Origin of the sequence: Microcystis sp. LEGE 00066 (assembly GCF_015207925.1) — a bacterium.
Taxonomy (GTDB): Bacteria; Cyanobacteriota; Cyanobacteriia; order Cyanobacteriales; family Microcystaceae; genus Microcystis; species Microcystis ichthyoblabe_A.
The window spans coordinates 1-15,542 of the sequence record NZ_JADEVX010000106.1 but is presented as its reverse complement, the minus strand read 5'-3'; the positions used below and the strand labels follow the sequence as shown (position 1 = coordinate 15,542).

Annotated in this window: 16 protein-coding genes; 5 read left to right on the top strand and 11 right to left on the bottom strand. The window is 44.3% G+C overall.

Annotated features, from left to right (window positions below; translation table 11 throughout):
- Nucleotides 1–281 precede the first annotated feature (281 nt).
- Together IQ224_RS14935 and IQ224_RS14930 are read left to right on the top strand one after the other, a co-directional pair.
- Entirely contained in the window at nucleotides 282–1,172 is an 891-nt protein-coding gene (locus IQ224_RS14935; protein ID WP_002740558.1) for a hypothetical protein, read from the top strand.
- Between the two features lie 18 nt (nucleotides 1,173–1,190).
- Nucleotides 1,191–2,639 (top strand): family 10 glycosylhydrolase, encoded by a 1,449-nt coding sequence (locus IQ224_RS14930; RefSeq protein ID WP_002740559.1) that lies wholly within the window; start codon nucleotides 1,191–1,193, stop codon nucleotides 2,637–2,639.
- Between the two features lie 6 nt (nucleotides 2,640–2,645).
- On the opposite strand, the gene IQ224_RS14925 is transcribed toward IQ224_RS14930, so the two are convergent.
- The 5 genes from IQ224_RS14925 to IQ224_RS14905 all read right to left on the bottom strand — a co-directional run bounded on the left by IQ224_RS14925 (nucleotide 2,646) and on the right by IQ224_RS14905 (nucleotide 9,132).
- On the bottom strand, nucleotides 2,646–4,847 hold the full coding sequence (locus IQ224_RS14925) for a tyrosine-protein kinase domain-containing protein (RefSeq protein ID WP_002740566.1): 2,202 nt from the start codon (nucleotides 4,845–4,847) through the stop codon (nucleotides 2,646–2,648).
- Nucleotides 4,848–4,960: 113 nt separating this feature from the next.
- The gene (locus IQ224_RS14920) at nucleotides 4,961–6,178 is read right to left on the bottom strand and encodes a polysaccharide biosynthesis/export family protein (RefSeq protein WP_194033146.1); all 1,218 of its coding nucleotides are present in this window, start codon (nucleotides 6,176–6,178) and stop codon (nucleotides 4,961–4,963) included.
- Between the two features lie 132 nt (nucleotides 6,179–6,310).
- Entirely contained in the window at nucleotides 6,311–7,057 is a 747-nt protein-coding gene (locus tag IQ224_RS14915; protein ID WP_194033145.1) for a cyanoexosortase B system-associated protein, read from the bottom strand.
- Nucleotides 7,050–7,955, bottom strand: coding sequence for a cyanoexosortase B (crtB, locus tag IQ224_RS14910; protein ID WP_036399299.1), 906 nt, complete (start codon nucleotides 7,953–7,955; stop codon nucleotides 7,050–7,052). The genes IQ224_RS14915 and crtB overlap by 8 nt, the downstream gene beginning before the upstream one ends.
- A 37-nt stretch (nucleotides 7,956–7,992) precedes the next feature.
- On the bottom strand, nucleotides 7,993–9,132 hold the full coding sequence (locus IQ224_RS14905; protein ID WP_002740576.1) for a DegT/DnrJ/EryC1/StrS aminotransferase family protein: 1,140 nt from the start codon (nucleotides 9,130–9,132) through the stop codon (nucleotides 7,993–7,995).
- Nucleotides 9,133–9,281: 149 nt separating this feature from the next.
- Between IQ224_RS14905 and IQ224_RS14900 the strand changes: the two genes are divergently transcribed.
- Nucleotides 9,282–9,896, top strand: coding sequence for a molybdenum cofactor guanylyltransferase (locus IQ224_RS14900; RefSeq protein WP_002740577.1), 615 nt, complete (start codon nucleotides 9,282–9,284; stop codon nucleotides 9,894–9,896).
- Here IQ224_RS14900 and IQ224_RS14895 read toward each other — a convergent pair.
- The gene (locus tag IQ224_RS14895; RefSeq protein ID WP_002740579.1) at nucleotides 9,849–11,114 is read right to left on the bottom strand and encodes a DnaJ domain-containing protein; all 1,266 of its coding nucleotides are present in this window, start codon (nucleotides 11,112–11,114) and stop codon (nucleotides 9,849–9,851) included. The genes IQ224_RS14900 and IQ224_RS14895 overlap by 48 nt on opposite strands.
- A gap of 105 nt (nucleotides 11,115–11,219) precedes the next feature.
- Between IQ224_RS14895 and IQ224_RS14890 the strand changes: the two genes are divergently transcribed.
- Nucleotides 11,220–11,771 carry a transcriptional repressor gene (locus tag IQ224_RS14890; protein WP_002737956.1) on the top strand — a complete coding sequence of 184 codons (552 nt, stop codon included), beginning with the start codon at nucleotides 11,220–11,222 and terminating at the stop codon, nucleotides 11,769–11,771.
- 4 nt (nucleotides 11,772–11,775) lie between these two features.
- Here the strand turns inward: IQ224_RS14890 and IQ224_RS14885 are convergent, their stop codons facing one another.
- The 4 genes from IQ224_RS14885 to IQ224_RS14870 all read right to left on the bottom strand — a co-directional run bounded on the left by IQ224_RS14885 (nucleotide 11,776) and on the right by IQ224_RS14870 (nucleotide 13,859).
- A complete protein-coding gene (locus IQ224_RS14885; RefSeq protein ID WP_002740581.1) occupies nucleotides 11,776–12,198 on the bottom strand; it encodes a SufE family protein in 423 nt (140 codons plus the stop codon).
- A 198-nt stretch (nucleotides 12,199–12,396) separates the two neighbouring features.
- Nucleotides 12,397–12,744, bottom strand: a complete 348-nt coding sequence (locus tag IQ224_RS14880) for a type II toxin-antitoxin system PemK/MazF family toxin (RefSeq protein WP_002790184.1) — start codon at nucleotides 12,742–12,744, stop codon at nucleotides 12,397–12,399.
- A gap of 3 nt (nucleotides 12,745–12,747) precedes the next feature.
- The gene (locus tag IQ224_RS14875) at nucleotides 12,748–12,963 is read right to left on the bottom strand and encodes a hypothetical protein (protein WP_002790182.1); all 216 of its coding nucleotides are present in this window, start codon (nucleotides 12,961–12,963) and stop codon (nucleotides 12,748–12,750) included.
- Nucleotides 12,964–13,070: 107 nt separating this feature from the next.
- Nucleotides 13,071–13,859 carry a PEP-CTERM sorting domain-containing protein gene (locus IQ224_RS14870; protein WP_002740585.1) on the bottom strand — a complete coding sequence of 263 codons (789 nt, stop codon included), beginning with the start codon at nucleotides 13,857–13,859 and terminating at the stop codon, nucleotides 13,071–13,073.
- Nucleotides 13,860–14,057: 198 nt separating this feature from the next.
- Between IQ224_RS14870 and IQ224_RS14865 the strand changes: the two genes are divergently transcribed.
- Entirely contained in the window at nucleotides 14,058–14,744 is a 687-nt protein-coding gene (locus IQ224_RS14865; RefSeq protein WP_002740587.1) for a hypothetical protein, read from the top strand.
- 232 nt (nucleotides 14,745–14,976) lie between these two features.
- On the opposite strand, the gene IQ224_RS14855 is transcribed toward IQ224_RS14865, so the two are convergent.
- A complete protein-coding gene (locus IQ224_RS14855) occupies nucleotides 14,977–15,204 on the bottom strand; it encodes a DNA-directed RNA polymerase subunit omega (RefSeq protein WP_002737694.1) in 228 nt (75 codons plus the stop codon).
- Between the last annotated feature and the right edge of the window lie 338 nt (nucleotides 15,205–15,542).

The window sequence follows — 15,542 nt, the reverse complement described above, 5'->3', positions numbered from 1 at the left end:
CTATCCCCCCGATGCCACCCCCCCCCAAGTTTTGAGCGTTAAAACTTTGGAATAGATGGGGTTTCTCGAAAAGTTAACGGCTGATTGTCGGTAAAAATAAGTAAGATAAGTAGGTGGGTATTAAAAACTTTCAGATGCCCCCCTTATTAAGGGGGATCCCCCCGCCTTCGGCTTCCCCCCTTATCAAGGGGGGCTAGGGGGGATCGAACCTGAAATCCATTTTTAATTTAATTATAACCAGCTACTTACACTGATATTAATCTCTCTCTGGGAATTAGCCGATGGATATTAGCAAAACTTGCTTTATTTGCTGCTTATTATCTCAATTGTTGGGCAATGCGGCCGCGAGTTTAGCCGTGACTAAACTCGATTTTGATACCAGTCAACCCCTAAGAAATCAAGTGATTAAATCGGGAAAAATTAAGGTACAAGTTAGCTATCAACCCATCGACCTAAACGAGAAAATTGATGATAATTCTGACATTAATAATATTTCTTATCAAATTTTTTATAACGAGCAACTTTATCAGCAAAATAGCGGGTATAGTGCCTTTGGATCTGGCTATGTGGAATTAAGAGATTTAGATAATAATGGCATCGATGAGATTATCATCTCCACCTATAGCGGCGGCGCTCACTGCTGCACATCTTTGGTAATTTATACTTGGCAAAAAGATAAATTTATTAGAGAAGAAACGGGGTTTTTAGATGGTATTGGTGGTTCTTTTGAAGATTTAGATGGAGATAATAATTATGAATTTGTCACCGTTGATAATGCTTTTTTATATGCTTTTAGTTCCTATGCCGCCTCTTTTCCTCCCTCCAAAATTTATACTTTTCAACAGGGTAAATTAGCAAATGTCACTAGAAAATATCCCCAAGAATTAAGAAAAACTTTAGCAGCAATGCTGAAAGCTTTTCAGTTAGCTAAAAAAGAAAAAGGCGAAGTTAATGGCATTTTGGCTGGTTATGTGGCACAGAAAATTATCCTAGGAGAATACGAAGAAGCTTGGCAATTTCTCCTCGCTAATTACGATAAAAACTCCGATTGGGGTCTCGATATCCATGGCGAAAATACAGTGATCGGAAAATATCCAGACTTTCCCACTGCTCTGAGCGCTTTTCTCCTGAAAAATGGCTATTTATCTGAAAATAAAAACAATAAAAAATAGCAAACGCTGTGAACAACTATGTTAAAGAAAGTTAATTATCTGCGATCGCTATCTTGTTTCCTCGCTACAATTCTCTGGATTAGTCCTCTAGGGATTAACTCTAGTCTCGCTGTCAATGATAATTGTCAACTGTCCGAATCAGAAATCCAACAACAAGAAAATCTGCGTCAAACCTCGCCCCAAGAATATAACATCTTAGTACAGAAATATGCTGAACAATTGCGCTTTTGCCGTTCCCGACACTGGTTACAGGAACAGGCGATCTGGTTACGTCTCTACTCCTGTGATAGCCGTCCCGGATCGATGGAAAGTATCCTTGATCGCATCGTGGCCAAAGGTTATAATACGGTTTATGTGGAAGTTTTTGCCGATGGTCAAGTCCTATTACCTCCTAACAATAATCCCACCGTTTGGGATAGCGTCATTAAAAATCCCAGTGCCGGAAATGTCGATTTATTAGCACAGGCAATCGAACAGGGACATAAACGCGGTTTAAAGGTTTATGCTTGGTTATTTAGCCTCAATTTTGGCTATGCTTATAGCTTAAAACCCTATCGACAGGAGGTATTAGCACGCAATGGTAAAGGACAAGATAGCACCTCTTTTGTCGATGATCAATCCCAAACTTTTGTCGATCCCTACAGCAATCAAGCGCGACAGGATTATTTAATTCTCCTAGAAGCCATTTTACAACGTCGTCCCGATGGAGTTTTATTTGATTATATTCGCTATCCCAGAGGAACGGGAGTCGATTCCGTTGCTGATGATGTCAAAGATTTATGGATTTTTAGTCCCGTATCTCGACAAGCTTTAATTAATCGAGGATTGAATAATAAGGGCAAATTTCTCATCGATCGCTATCTGACTCGTGGCAAAATTTCCCCTGATAATATCGTCGAAGCCGATCGCCTTTATCCCCAAGAAACCGCCCCTCTTTGGCAAGGAAGAATACCTTTAGAAGAGGAGATGAAACAATCAGTTAAAAGTCGTTTTGATCGCCTAAAACTAGAACTTTGGTTCCTAGCGGTTGCCCATGCTGCCCAGGGTGTCATTGATTATATTAGTTATTTTTCTGCCCTGGTGGAACGTCAGGGAATTCCCGCCGGAGCAGTGTTTTTTCCCGATGGGAATCGTCTTGTGGGTAATCAAGGTTTTGATTCCCGTTTACAAGCTTGGGATAGTTTTCCCGCTTCCCTAGAATGGCATCCCATGTCCTACGCTAATTGTAACGATACTACCTGTGTAGTTAATCAGATCAAAAGAGTAGTAGAAAGCAGGGGAAATCAAACTCCTGTTATCCCAGCTTTAGCCGGTTTATGGGGACAACCCTATAACAATCGTCCCTCCTTAGAAGTGCAAATGGCAGCAATTCGCCTAGCTTTTCCCACCATAGATAGTATCAGTCATTTTGCTTTTTCTTGGCAAGAACCACAATTCGATCGAGCCCGAAGATTTTGTCAAATGTAACCCCATTTATACCTCCACCTTCACTTCCTCTGTCTCTATTTGTCCCCCTGTTGGGGGAACTATCAAAGGCGGCAGTCCTGGTTCGGCGGTGTTGAGAGTCGGTGTAATATCGACGTAGTTAATCACCGCCCCTAAAATTTTCACTTCCGCTTCTGTTAACTGGTCAGTTGCTTCACTCAAGAGACTAGAACGAGTTATGGGCGGGCGCGTTACCAGAATAATCCCGTCCGCTAGTTCTTCTAAGAGCAGCGCATCATTACAGCTAGACAGAGAAGGAGTATCGACAATCACCAGATCGAAACGGCCGCTAGAATCTTTGAGAATCAATTGTAATTCGCTCGATTCAATGATAGCTGCCGCTTGTTTTTGCGGACCGGGACTAGGCAAAATGGAAAGGTTTTCTATATTTGGGGCCAGCCGGATCGATTTACTTTTTGCCCCGTAGTAAAGTAGGGGTTCTCGGAAAGAATTGGGATCGGGAGTGACTCCGATTTCTTCGGACTTAGAAGGACTTCTCAGATCTCCTTCGACTAACAGAGTCCGTCGGCCCGCTAAAGCCGCGGCGATGGCCAGATTATAGGCAGTGGCGGTTTTCCCCTCTCCGCCAGTAATACTGGTGACAACAACCACTTTCACCTTTTCGCTGCCGCCAACAAGTCGCAGGGTACTGCGTAAACGTTCGTAGTAGGGGAGATAATTGGCATTAGCATCGGCGAGAATCGGATCGATTTCCTCGCCCTCTAAATTCCGGACAATCGGCAATTGTCCCAAGAGTAGTATATCCCGACTAACCAAAGCTTCCCGCAATTCTTGGGGACTGTGCAGGCGATCATCGATCACTGCTAACAGCAGGATCACACCCAATCCGGCTAAAGTTCCCAAACCAGCACCCGCCAAGAGAATCAAGAGACGATTCTTGCGGTTAAACACCTGTTCGATCGGTTCAGCGACCGGCGGTTGGGCGACGGTGAGACTACCCACGGTTTCCGCTTCTGCGGCCTGAGCATCCACCAGCGCATTGAGAATATTCTCGTAGATACCCCTTTGAAAGGCGACGGCTTGGGTTAAACGAGCTTGCTGTAGCTGTTTATCGGGGAATTTCTCGTATTGGGAGCGTAATTGCTGTTCCTGAGTCACTAAAGATTCTAATTGTTTCATCAAACCCTCGCGCTGAGTTTGCAGGGCGACTAATTGACCCGCTAGTTGTTGACGGGCGGCATCGAGATTACTTTGCTGACGGATGCGATTGCTGGGAAGAGAGGTCAGGACACCATCTTTTCCGATCACCTCGGCGGCTCTTTTTTGTAAGAGAGATTCGTTAACTTCTTGTTGCTTGCGTAATTTAACTACGGCGGGATGTTCGGGACGTAAATCCTTCTCTAGTCGTTCCAATTGGGCTTCTGTGTCCAAGATCTGCGCTCGGATACTGGCAATAATCGGGTCGGCACTAAGGGCTGAGGAGGTGTAGGCCTGATCGGGGGTTAAATCGAGTTGTTTACTCAGACTATCAATTTGTCCTTGAATGCCTTGCAGTCCTAGACGAATTTCTCGCTGTTGCTGTTGACTACTGGTGATCGCGGTGAATAAACTCCCATCTTGAATGGCCAGTAAATCTGAACCCTGGCTACTAATGTAGCGATAAAATTTTTCTTCGGCTCTGGTTAAATCTTTTTGGACTTCGTTAAGCCGGACACCGAGAGCTTCTATGCGGGCGCGTAACTGGGAAGTATTCAGCCAGCGGCTGTATTCCACCATTTCCTTCATCAAGGTTTCGAGAATTAACTCCGCCTTGGCCCGGGAGTCGGACGTTAACTCTAAAAGTATCTCTTGGGGTTGATCGCTATTATTTTTTCCCGCCGCTTCACCCGGGAAGGTGATTTTTAAATCTTGATCGCGAATTTTAACGAGCTGTTCTTGATTAAATTGCAATTTTTTGGCTGTATTGATCAATACCCGGGGAGATAGCAGTAAATCGCGATCGATAGTCCGCCCTTGTTCTTGCAGTTGGCTTCCCGTACTGGTAAAAGCTGGCGGCGGTACCCGATAGGCTAGTTGTCCCACCGCCCGATAAAATGTGGGGGGTTTCTCTGGATCGGGGAGGAGAGCAAAGATCGCAGAACCACCTAAACAGACGAGGAAGACGAATATTCCCACAAATTTGTTCTGATCTAGCGAGATGAGAAATCGTTTAACAATTGGTAGAGCCATAGCTTTTTAATATATTCCCAGATTTTTTACATTTTAGCGGTCAAGAGTTATTCTCGTCCTTGAAATCCTAGCTTATGAAGTTGTGTTAAGGAGTGAAGGGAGCAAGTTGCACCTCAATTATTGAAGTTATTGAATTGATTGCCAAAGTCGAGAATTGTATTGGTAAAACTGGAAATATCCCGAATGGGTTGGGTAATGATATTAAAAGCGGCGAAAATTTCCCCTAATAGGGTGCGGGTGACGATAATTACGTCTTGATCTTCTAAGGGAACATTTTGGGAGATATCTCCCCTAACTGCCGCTATCGGACTCAAAGTTTGACTAACAATTCCCCCTTTGGCACTGTCAAAACGTAGCAGGGACACTTCATTGACATTAATCCGCAGGCGATCGGAAACCGGTAAACTAGCCACCACATCGAGGAAGGTACTGCCATTAGGAATCGAAACATTTCTCAGGGAAATTCCCGAAGGAATTGAGGGAGCTAAAACCCTGACGGTAATATTCTGCTGGGCGAGGGTGGTTCTAGCCACCAATGTGCGATTATATCCCGTTTCTTGGCCCACTTCTAACTTGGAAACAACCACGGCATCACCTCCTTGCAGACGCAGATCTGGCAAGCGTTCCCCCTTAATCAAGGGAGTATAAAGGTCAAGTTTCTCCTCTAACACTGTACCATCGACTAAAACCCGACGGACAAGGATCGAACGCAGATCGGCTCTGGGAGTGCCACCACCCGCTGCCAAAATTACCTGTACTAGGGAAGTATTAGGAGCAATACTATAAAACCCCGGTCGCTGTACCTCTCCCAGAATGGTCAACTGGACGGGACGGGCAGTGGTTAGAACAGCAATGACTTCTGGTTCCTCCCGCAAGTATTTTCGCCCCAATTCGAGGCGGATTTTAGTTTGCACTTCGTCTAAAGTCAAGCCGAGTACCGGAATGCGGCCTAAAATCGGCACTAGAAAATTCCCATCGGGATCCACCGGACTTGCGGAATTAAATTCGGGAAAATCAGGAACCGAGACAGTAATTTGATCGCCTATATCGAGTCGATAGGTCTGAATTTGTCGGGATTGGGGATTATTGGGAGAGTAAACCGGGGGACTGTAGCCAGCGGGGGGAATCGTGTTTTCAGGAAAGGTGGGATTAGGCGGTTCGGGGGGCAAAAATTCCAACCCAGATCCAGGTTGAGTCTGGGGTATAGACAAAGGACCCTGGGCCTTGAGGCTCTCGGAGGGAATTACCCATAAGAACCCTGTCAGACTAAACCCTGATAAGGCTATGGCCCCGGTTCTGAATAAACTAACTGGCAAAAACTTGTTGAGCATTGGTGGAATCATACAGATCTATCAATTTATTTTCTGAGAGTTATCTAGTGGGAGAGGAACAAAGAAGCTATTAAGGACTAGAAAAGTGCCTTGAGCTAGTTTTTTTTAAACAGATAGTTGGGAGCAGAAAAACTACTTTTCTTTTTTGGTCTCAGGCAGAGAAGTTAATTGACTTAAGACATTTTGTTCTAAGTAACTCTGCACTTCCGTGGCGAGATTGAGAGCAAAGGGGGTGAGAGTTTGCAGTTCTTTCATCGGGTCTAAGGGAATTAGCAAGGAAACGGCTATCCAGGGTACTCTTTGTCTTTTTAATTGCGCCCATTGGTCAAGCCAATACCACACCGAGGGATCGTAATGACCACCACCTAGCCAAGCATACCATTGCACCACGGCAAAAGTGCTTTGTGTCCAAGCCCGATAGAATCTAGCCGTGGCCTTTCCTCCTGACTGGGTGGGAATTGATAGCTCGGTTGTTTCCCCCTGATTCCAACGACTAATAGAACTTATATCTGACCATTCTACTCCCGGTTGACTTTTATAGTAAACCTGTGGCTTTAAAAGCACGGTGATCCTCTTGCCATCAGGACTTTCCACCACTTGTACCGACCATTTTCCCTCACCGATTTCACCTTGGCTCCGGTCGGTGGTTTTCAGGTCAGAGAACTTGATTCCCGATTCTTGTAGGGCCAGCATTTTCTGAATATTACCGATTCTCGGTTGATCCAGCCAAGACCACTGGCCAGAAATTAAATTGGGTAAGATACCCCCTAAAATCAAAATCAGCAGCAAGCACAACAGCAGAAAATAATTACCCGGTAGCTTTTTTTTGATTTTATCTAACACTAAACTTGCCTCGTCCGGAATTTTTCCACTAATCATCCTGGTGAACTTCCTCTTGAGCCAGGGACTGTTTCCTGACTACCTCGCGATAGTGCATGATTTGGAAGACCAAAAAGATCAGTAACAACATCAAGACGGAGTATAAATCGCCCCCCCAGCCATCGTGGAATAATGTAAAGTTTTCCTCCTGTCCTGTGCCGTGAAACCAAGCTAAAAGCGCGTTGCGAATGATGTTAGCTCCAACACTAATTCCAAAGGCACTAAGGAGCATAAAGCGGGTTTTACGGCCGTTTTCGATAGTATTAGTCCAATGGAGCAGCAGCAGCGTGACGTAAAGACTGGTAAATAACATTTTCAGCCCCGCACAGTAGGGAGCGATTTCCACCGTCCTACCTTCTACCGCGACATAAATACCGTCAACAGAGACATCTAGGCCCGCTTGCTGGAGAATAAAACCAGAGCAAGCAGCAATAAAAACCTGTAGGGGTAGAGTATAAGGAGCGATCAGGTATGGTATAGGATTAGGAGTCGCTAAAGCCGTTAAAAGTAGAGGAAATCCCTGTAATTTAAAACCTTCCCTTCCTTTTAACCAGAGACAGATTCCCGCTAAAATAATCGGGAAAGACATACTAACCCAAAGGGAGGAACCGAGGAGATAAAAAATCGCTCCTAGGGTTAACAAAAACGCTCCGAGGGGGTGGGAGCGATCTTCGAGGCGTTGCCATTTTTTGCGATTCTGCCAGACAATATAGGCGGCGTAGGGAAGGCCGATCAAGCCGTGGCTAAAGTATTCGTGTTCGATGCCGATCGATTTATTCAGCCAACCATCGTACCAGTGAAAGATCACCGGACCATAGATAACCGCCAAGAAACCGATCATCAGCCAAGATTGCCGATTTTTCTGGGAGACGGTGGATAAGGAAGGACTAATACCCATAGGACAGAGCGATTTAGTGACAAATTCTGAATTTATGTTACCCGATGATCGCAGTGATCTGTTCAACCACGATGGCAATTTGCTCCTCCCGGATGCCGGGGTACATGGGGAGAGAGACAATTTCTTCACAGAGAGTCTCTGCATTGGGAAAGTCTCCCTGTTGATAACCCAGGTAGCGATAGGCCGGTTGTAGATGACAAGGAATCGGATAATGAATGCCAGTTTGAATACCGACGGCAGTTAATTGTTCTTGTAGTTGTTGGCGATCAACGGGACAATGGGGGAGGAGGCGAATAACGTAGAGATGATAGACATGACCAGTCTCGGTTTCGTCTCTTATGGGTAAAATGCCCTTATCGGCTAAAGGAGCCAACAGCCGATCATATTGTCTTGCCGCTCGCTGACGGGTCTGATTCCAGCCTTCCAGATGGGGTAATTTAATGTTTAAAATGGCGGCTTGTATGCTATCTAAACGGCTATTAGTGCCGATATCGGTGTGGAAATACTTGCTTGGTGCGCCATAATTTCTTAAACTGCGGGCTTTTTGGCTAATTTCGGGATCATTGCTCACTAAAATTCCGCCATTGCCAAAAGCACCTAAATTTTTACTGGGATAAAAACTAAACCCCGCCGCCACACCGACGCTGCCGGCGCGATAACCTTCTCTACTGGCTAAATGGGCTTGGGCCGCATCTTCAAAGATAATCAGACTATGGCTGCGGGCAAAATCCTGTAATTGTTGGGGTGATACCATCTGTCCGTACAGGTGTACTGGGAGAATGGCGCGGGTGTTGGGGGTAATTTTTTGGGCGGCCGCTGCAAGGTCAATTAAGGCCGTCTCGAGGTGACAATCAACTAAAATCGGTTTGGCCCCCGCTTGAATAACACCCATGAGGGTGGCGACAAAGGTATTAGCGGGGACTAGCACTTCATCCCCGGCAGCGATGCCGTAAGCTTGTAAAGCTAGGGCAAGAGCAGCAGTGCCAGAAGCTACTCCCACAGCATACTCGACTCCGCAAGCTTGGGCAAAGGCGGTTTCAAATTCGGCTAAAGCTTGGCCTAAAACAAAATCTCCTCGGTCGATAACTATTTGGATTGCCTCAGTAATTTGTGCTTGTAGGGGCTGATTTTGCCAAGTTAAATCAACAAAGGGAACTTTGATTAAATGGGAATTCATCTATTGCTTGTTTATGGAGACATTATTAATTGTCAAGAGACTAGCATAGATTTGAGCAAGTTGCCTAGATTAGTAGGCTCTCTTGTCCTTTCTGTCTTTTTCTTCGTGTTTTTTGTGCCTCTGTGGTTTATCCTTTAAAACTGGTTATTATGAGTTATTTTCCCGCTTTAACGGCGTTAATTCTGGCTGGTGGTCAAAGTTCCCGTATGGGACGAGATAAAGCTTTGTTATCTTTTCAGGGTCTCTCTTTTCTGGAGAACATCTGTTTAATTGCCCAAGATTGTGCAGTACAAGTGTCTGTGATTACGCCTTGGCCGGAACGTTATGAACTGATCATTCCCCAATGCTGCCAAATAATCAAGGAACCTCTCCCCACTAGGGGGCCTTTATTGGCCTTTGCCTTGGGATTAACTTTTGTATCAACCGATTGGGTTTTATTACTCCCTTGTGATTTACCTTTACTCAGGTCTTCAATTATTCAAGAATGGTCAAGATTATTAGCCACTGTACCAGAAAATGCTATGGCTTCGGTTCCTCGGTGCGACAATCGTTGGGAGCCTCTCTGTGCTTTTTATCATCGTCGTTGTTTAGCATCTTTGCAGACTTATATTAAGCAGGGAGGCACTTCTTTTCAAAAGTGGTTAAATGCCGCTGTGGTGGAGGAATTAATTATCGATAATTCCGAGATTTTATTTAACTGTAATACCCCAGAAGATTTAGAGATAATAATAAACTCCCCAGATATTAACCGTAAGAAAACCTAGCACAAAAGGGAGTAAAAGTAAAGATATCTGCGAAGAAATATTGGATAAATGGCGATAACTATAGTAGAGTATTCCGGTTAGATAACCCCCCGTTACACCGATAATTGCGCCAATAATATCACCATTTATGGATAAATAGGAGGTAAGCAAAATGATGATGGAAAAGGGCAAAATTATTAGGCCAGCTAAAAATATATCGCCAGTAAAACTACCATATTTATTACTTAATTTTCTGCCTAACCAGCTAGATAAAGTCAGAGTAATAAAAGGAAATGCTGCCCAACCTAATAACAGTAAAAACTCAGATTTAACTGTCCAGTTTTGCCAAGTAAAAGCGATAAAAAAACTGCTGACGATTGCCGCCAATATCCCGGTAGCTAAAGCCTGATTACGGTCAAGCTTAAAAAAAGACTCTGCTAGACCGGTCTTGGGTTTGAGCAAAGATAAAAAAGATATTTTCAGCAAATTAAAAATAATAAAAAGAGTTTTTGACCACTTAATTGATTGCTGTTGTCGATAACTTTTATGAACATATTTTAACTTATTAATAATGGCATGATAGCGGCGAAAATTTCCCTGTTGCTTAAATTTCTTGGCTGCTATTTGAAAATCTTTTCGTGCTGCTGGCAGTTCCGAGAGTTCCTCTAGAGCCAATCCTCTTTGATAATAGAATTGGGGATTATTTTGGTCAATGGCGATTGCTTTGCCATAAGCTTCTAGGGAGGATTGGGTGTAACCGAGTCGTTGACGGGATAAACCGAGGTAATAGTAAGCTTGGGAACAATCGGGTTTTAACTGCAAAACTTGCCGACAATCGCTTAAAACTTGCCGATCCTGCTGATTATGGTAGTAAACTTCCGCCCGCTGCAGATAGGCCTGCCAAAATTGCGGATTAATTGCGATCGCTTGCTGGTAAAATGCGATCGCTAGTTGATAATTTTTCTCTTGAGCGTAGTGCCATCCCTGTTGATAAAAATCCTCGGCACTGCGCTGAAAAGTGGGTATTTCTGGGGATAAACTGCGATCATACTCTTTTCTTTTGTCTTTATCGCTCAAAACCCGATAAGCTTGTTCAATTTCGCGAAATTTTGTCACTGCCTCTGGATCATTGGGATTATAATCGGGGTGATATTGCCGGGCCAGACGACGAAAAGCGGCTTTTATCTGATTATTACTGGCATTACGGGGAATTTGGAGGATTTCATAGTAATTTTTCATACTTGAATGGGGGGAGAATTTTCAACTACTGAAAACTGTTGCCAATGGCTCGCCGAAACGACTATCATTGTCAATTAAATAGCTTTTATTGAGAGTCGATCGCTTATGTCTGCCTACACTGCCTCCTCCCTGAAAGCGGAACTCAATGCGCGGGGGTGGCGCTTAACTCCCCAGCGAGAGAAAATTCTGCACGTTTTCCAGAATTTACCGAAAGGCAATCATCTCAGTGCCGAAGAATTGCAGGAATTACTGGACAAACGGGGGGAAGGAATTAGTTTATCGACGATTTACCGCAGTGTTAAACTAATGTCGCGGATGGGAATTTTGCGGGAGTTGGAATTGGCCGAGGGTCATAAACACTACGAACTCAATCAACCCTATCCCCATCACCATCATCATTTGGTCTGTATTCAGTGTAATAAAACCATCGAATTTAACAATGATTCCATTCTCAAACACAGTCTCAAACAGTGTGAGAAAGAGGGTTTTCAGTTAATTGACTGTCAGCTAACGGTGATGGCCATCTGTCCGGAAGCTTTGCGGATGGGTTGGCCGTCGGGAATACCGAGTAATTGGGGTTGCACGCGTTCGCTGGTGGATACTCGTTTCCAAAACTGCGAGATTCCCGAATCAAAGGAACCGGAACCAGAAAACTAGACATCTAAGCGGACATTCCCAACTGAAAACCGAGAGCTTTTTTCTGCATTAATTGGAAAATATTATAAAATCCGTTGGCGCGGGAAGGGGTAAGACTGACTTTTAAACCGGTTTCTTCGATAAAATCCGGGGTGACTTGCAGGATTTCCGAGGGAGTCAGTCCATTTAACCCCTCGATTAACAAAGCCACTAAACCCTTGACTAATTGCGCGTCGGAATCCCCTTTGTACCAAACTTGGCCATTTTCGAGGTCGGCAGTGATATAAACTTGGGATACACAGCCATGGACTTTATTAGCGGGTATTTTGGCAGATTCTGGTATTGGTTCTAGTTTTTTAGCAAAAGCTAGTAATTGTTCGTATTTTTGCTTAGGATCGGTACGACGTTTGAGGCGTTCGACGATGCGATCGAGATTAGACGGGAGCATATTGCGAGTTAAAATAGGAAAAAATTAGCCAATAGCTTTTTTATATTAGCATTCTTGCGGAAGTTGCGCGCTGTGGTTATCGCTGCCAGGACTACCTTGGTCAGAGCGCCTCGAGGCTATCTGCTAGAATTAGCATCAATGAAATACCACGCTTGCAGGAGCTATGGATAAACGCCGTGCCAAAAATATAAAATCTCCTTACAATCCTAGGCAATACCGGACTGCCGTTTCAATTTCTTGCATTTTTTCTTCGGATAGTTTCCCAACTGGTGCCGAGGGGAAGCGATTTTTATCAATTGAACGAATTTGAAAACCAAGAAAGACTGTTTCTAAAGGAAGCCCACTTTCATCAGTCGAAACGCGAACATTAGTCGGATAATCTTGGCGAATATTTTCTCCTTTCGTCCCCACCACTACCATCACCACTAAGGGTAACTGATTGATCACATCAATAGATAATACTAAAACTGGTCTAGTTCCTGCTTGCTCTTTTCCTTGAATCGGGTTAAGATTAACGAAATAAATTTCACCTCTTGCGATAGTCATTTTCTACAAACCGTCCATTTCAGAGACCATAAACTCCTGATTAATGGTAGCGATTTCTCCTAAAATATCCTGATCATCTGCCATTATTTGCAATTGCTCTTCATCAATTAATTGAGTTTCTATTGTCAATTTTACTTTAGTATTCGGCTTAAGATTAAAGGTTTCAGTAGGATAAAAAGCTTCTCCATTGAAAATAGCAGTAATTTTTTGATTCATCATTTCTGTACCAACATAAATCAAGCTTCTCTTACTTGATGATACCAAATAAAGTATCGAAAACCTCCGCTTCGAGAGAGGAAACCCTCGCCTCCTCTCCCTTGTAGGTATTACTTCCGCGCTTTGCGGACGGTACCCCCTAGCATTAATCCGCCCAAGGTGATAAAACCGAGAAGGCTAGAAGGTTCTGGAGTGGTCGCAGTCGGGGTGGGAACCGTCAGCACCGAAGAGATTCCGTACAAAGGGCGGAATGCTACCGGACCGTTAAACCCTGGACCAAAATCGCTCCCATAACGAATCCAAGTTACGTTCGTTCCATAGCTCGATCCGATAGTTACCGGTACCGACCCAAGTGGACCTAAATTAGGTTCCGACCAAGCAACTCCCGAAGATAAAGTCCCCGTCCACACATCACCGAATAAATAATGACCAGATTGGGACATCGAAATACCACCATCATGACAAATGATGCCAGCCGCTGGTATATGGGGACAGATATCGCCATCCCACAGGTCGGAGTTACCGAAGGCGATCAGTTTGCCATCTAGACCATAGATAGGGACACTGGTGTCAACTGTATTGGTTGAGGTATTGTTGATCGCATTCACACTAGCTGTCGAACCGATCACCTTCCAAGTAATACTAGCAGGGTCGATTCCTACATTCGTAAAAGCGTCATTTAATATTGTTGAGGTGTGCGCCTCATTGTCAACAAAGGTATTGTAGGTATTTATGTCAGTGCTTGTTGCTTGAATCGTGCCATCCGTAACAAATACCAAGCGATACTGATTACCAGGACTAAGACCAGAAGGAATCAGTTGAAAAGCTTCTGCAATGCCAGATATGCCCAGATTCGCCAAGGCAACCCCAGATAAAATGCCCATAATCGTTAGTTTCATCTAAAATCAAGCTCTTTGAGCGTTGTAAGGATTATGCAAGTTTTGGAACCAAGTAAATTCCAGAAAAAGACTACCCCCCGCACATTTGTCAAGTCTTTTAAATAATTCTTAATATTTCTTTCCGTTTTGCTCTCTGGCTCTCGTCCGGCTTCTCGACGGAATCGCTAAAATGATCAGGGGTGTTTTAGAGGCAAGTCTATGAGTGAACCAGTAACTCTTGAGGATATTTACCAGCTATTCCGCGCTTCCGCCGAGGAATATGATCGCCGGGCTAAGGAATATGATCGCCGGGCTAAGGAATATGATCGCCGGGCTGAGGAATATGATCGCCGGGCTGCCCAATCCAAGGCGGAATATGATCGCCATAGAGTCGAAATAGAGAACCTCCTGGCCGAATCTAAACTAGAAAGCGATCGCTCGATGACAGAACTGAAACGCACCGTAGAACGAACCAGCAAAGCGGTAGATAGTCTGACCACTCGCTGGGGTCGATTTGTGGAAGAGTTGGTAGAACCGGCGGTTTTACGGCTTTTTCAGGAAAAAGGCATTGATATTAAGGAAGTTTATCCCCTTGCTAGAGTCAAACGTCAGGGCATCGCCATGGAAATTGATATCCTAGGGGTGGATGATACCGATCTCGTGGTGGTGGAATGTAAATCGAGATTATCTCAAGATGATGTAGATGAATTTATTGAAAAATTGACTTGTTTTAAAATCGCTTTTCCCCATTATCAAAACTATCGAGCCTACGGTGCAGTGGCAGGAATTGAAATCAACGAGGGAATCGATCGCTATGCTTATAAAAAAGGTCTATTTGTGATTAAACCCTCCGGGGATACGGTGGCTATTATTAATGATGCCGACTTTCAACCGAATACTTGGTAATTTCCCTAGTCAAAACAATCGCTATGGTTAACCTTTCCTACAATAAAAATCGCCTTCTTCCCCGTATCGAGAGGAAAGGGCGATCGCCGCTCAAGAACGTTTGATCGCCGCTCAAGCAGGTTTAGCCAAACAGGAAGCGGAACAAAAAGCCCAACGACTAGCGGAAAGACTAAGAGCGCTGGGTATCAACCCCGATGAAGTTTAGGGGTTGCTCCCCAGCAATTTTAGGGGATTAATCGCGTAATAATTCCGGTTCGGTTAATTCGTCGGTCATTTCCATCAGAGCCCGTTGGACGGGTTTAATCATCGGGTCGTCGATATTTTCTACGGTATCGTAGCGGACCCGCTTGGCCCGTCTAGCGACTTGCACGACGATCGAGTAACGATTGCTGGCCACATTCATCAGTTTATCGGTGAGATAAATCATCTCGGAGGAGTCGAATTTAAACCGTTTGGACATAGTTATATTTAGCCTTCTCTGGTGAATTTGGCAGTGGTCACTGATAATAGGTTAGTGATCAGTTTTATTACTCAGTCCACCTTACCACATTTTGTCAACCTTAAGGATAGGGTGATGTTCCATCTAGATCGGATTTTGTCAACTACTTTTTACAAAACTTAAATCAATTTTATACAATTTTAAAAATATACAAATAAAGAGATAGGGTTTGCTGAAAAAGCTTTTCCTGGGGGCAGGGTGTGGGGTGTGGGGTTTTACCGATTTTGAGGTAGTCAGTTGCCTAATTTTCAGGGAAAAAATACCTGAATTTTGCCCCCGATCCCCGCAATGGCTGGCAC

Coding starts and splice junctions, on each gene's coding strand:
- IQ224_RS14920 (WP_194033146.1), bottom strand. CDS start 6,178: ATGCTCAACAAGTTTTTGCCAGTTAGTTTATTCAGAACCGGGGCCATA.
- IQ224_RS14935 (WP_002740558.1), top strand. CDS start 282: ATGGATATTAGCAAAACTTGCTTTATTTGCTGCTTATTATCTCAATTG.
- IQ224_RS14925 (WP_002740566.1), bottom strand. CDS start 4,847: ATGGCTCTACCAATTGTTAAACGATTTCTCATCTCGCTAGATCAGAAC.
- IQ224_RS14900 (WP_002740577.1), top strand. CDS start 9,282: ATGAGTTATTTTCCCGCTTTAACGGCGTTAATTCTGGCTGGTGGTCAA.
- IQ224_RS14915 (WP_194033145.1), bottom strand. CDS start 7,057: ATGATTAGTGGAAAAATTCCGGACGAGGCAAGTTTAGTGTTAGATAAA.
- IQ224_RS14895 (WP_002740579.1), bottom strand. CDS start 11,114: ATGAAAAATTACTATGAAATCCTCCAAATTCCCCGTAATGCCAGTAAT.
- IQ224_RS14875 (WP_002790182.1), bottom strand. CDS start 12,963: ATGATGAATCAAAAAATTACTGCTATTTTCAATGGAGAAGCTTTTTAT.
- IQ224_RS14880 (WP_002790184.1), bottom strand. CDS start 12,744: ATGACTATCGCAAGAGGTGAAATTTATTTCGTTAATCTTAACCCGATT.
- IQ224_RS14885 (WP_002740581.1), bottom strand. CDS start 12,198: ATGCTCCCGTCTAATCTCGATCGCATCGTCGAACGCCTCAAACGTCGT.
- IQ224_RS14865 (WP_002740587.1), top strand. CDS start 14,058: ATGAGTGAACCAGTAACTCTTGAGGATATTTACCAGCTATTCCGCGCT.
- IQ224_RS14905 (WP_002740576.1), bottom strand. CDS start 9,132: ATGAATTCCCATTTAATCAAAGTTCCCTTTGTTGATTTAACTTGGCAA.
- IQ224_RS14855 (WP_002737694.1), bottom strand. CDS start 15,204: ATGTCCAAACGGTTTAAATTCGACTCCTCCGAGATGATTTATCTCACC.
- crtB (WP_036399299.1), bottom strand. CDS start 7,955: ATGGGTATTAGTCCTTCCTTATCCACCGTCTCCCAGAAAAATCGGCAA.
- IQ224_RS14930 (WP_002740559.1), top strand. CDS start 1,191: ATGTTAAAGAAAGTTAATTATCTGCGATCGCTATCTTGTTTCCTCGCT.
- IQ224_RS14870 (WP_002740585.1), bottom strand. CDS start 13,859: ATGAAACTAACGATTATGGGCATTTTATCTGGGGTTGCCTTGGCGAAT.
- IQ224_RS14890 (WP_002737956.1), top strand. CDS start 11,220: ATGTCTGCCTACACTGCCTCCTCCCTGAAAGCGGAACTCAATGCGCGG.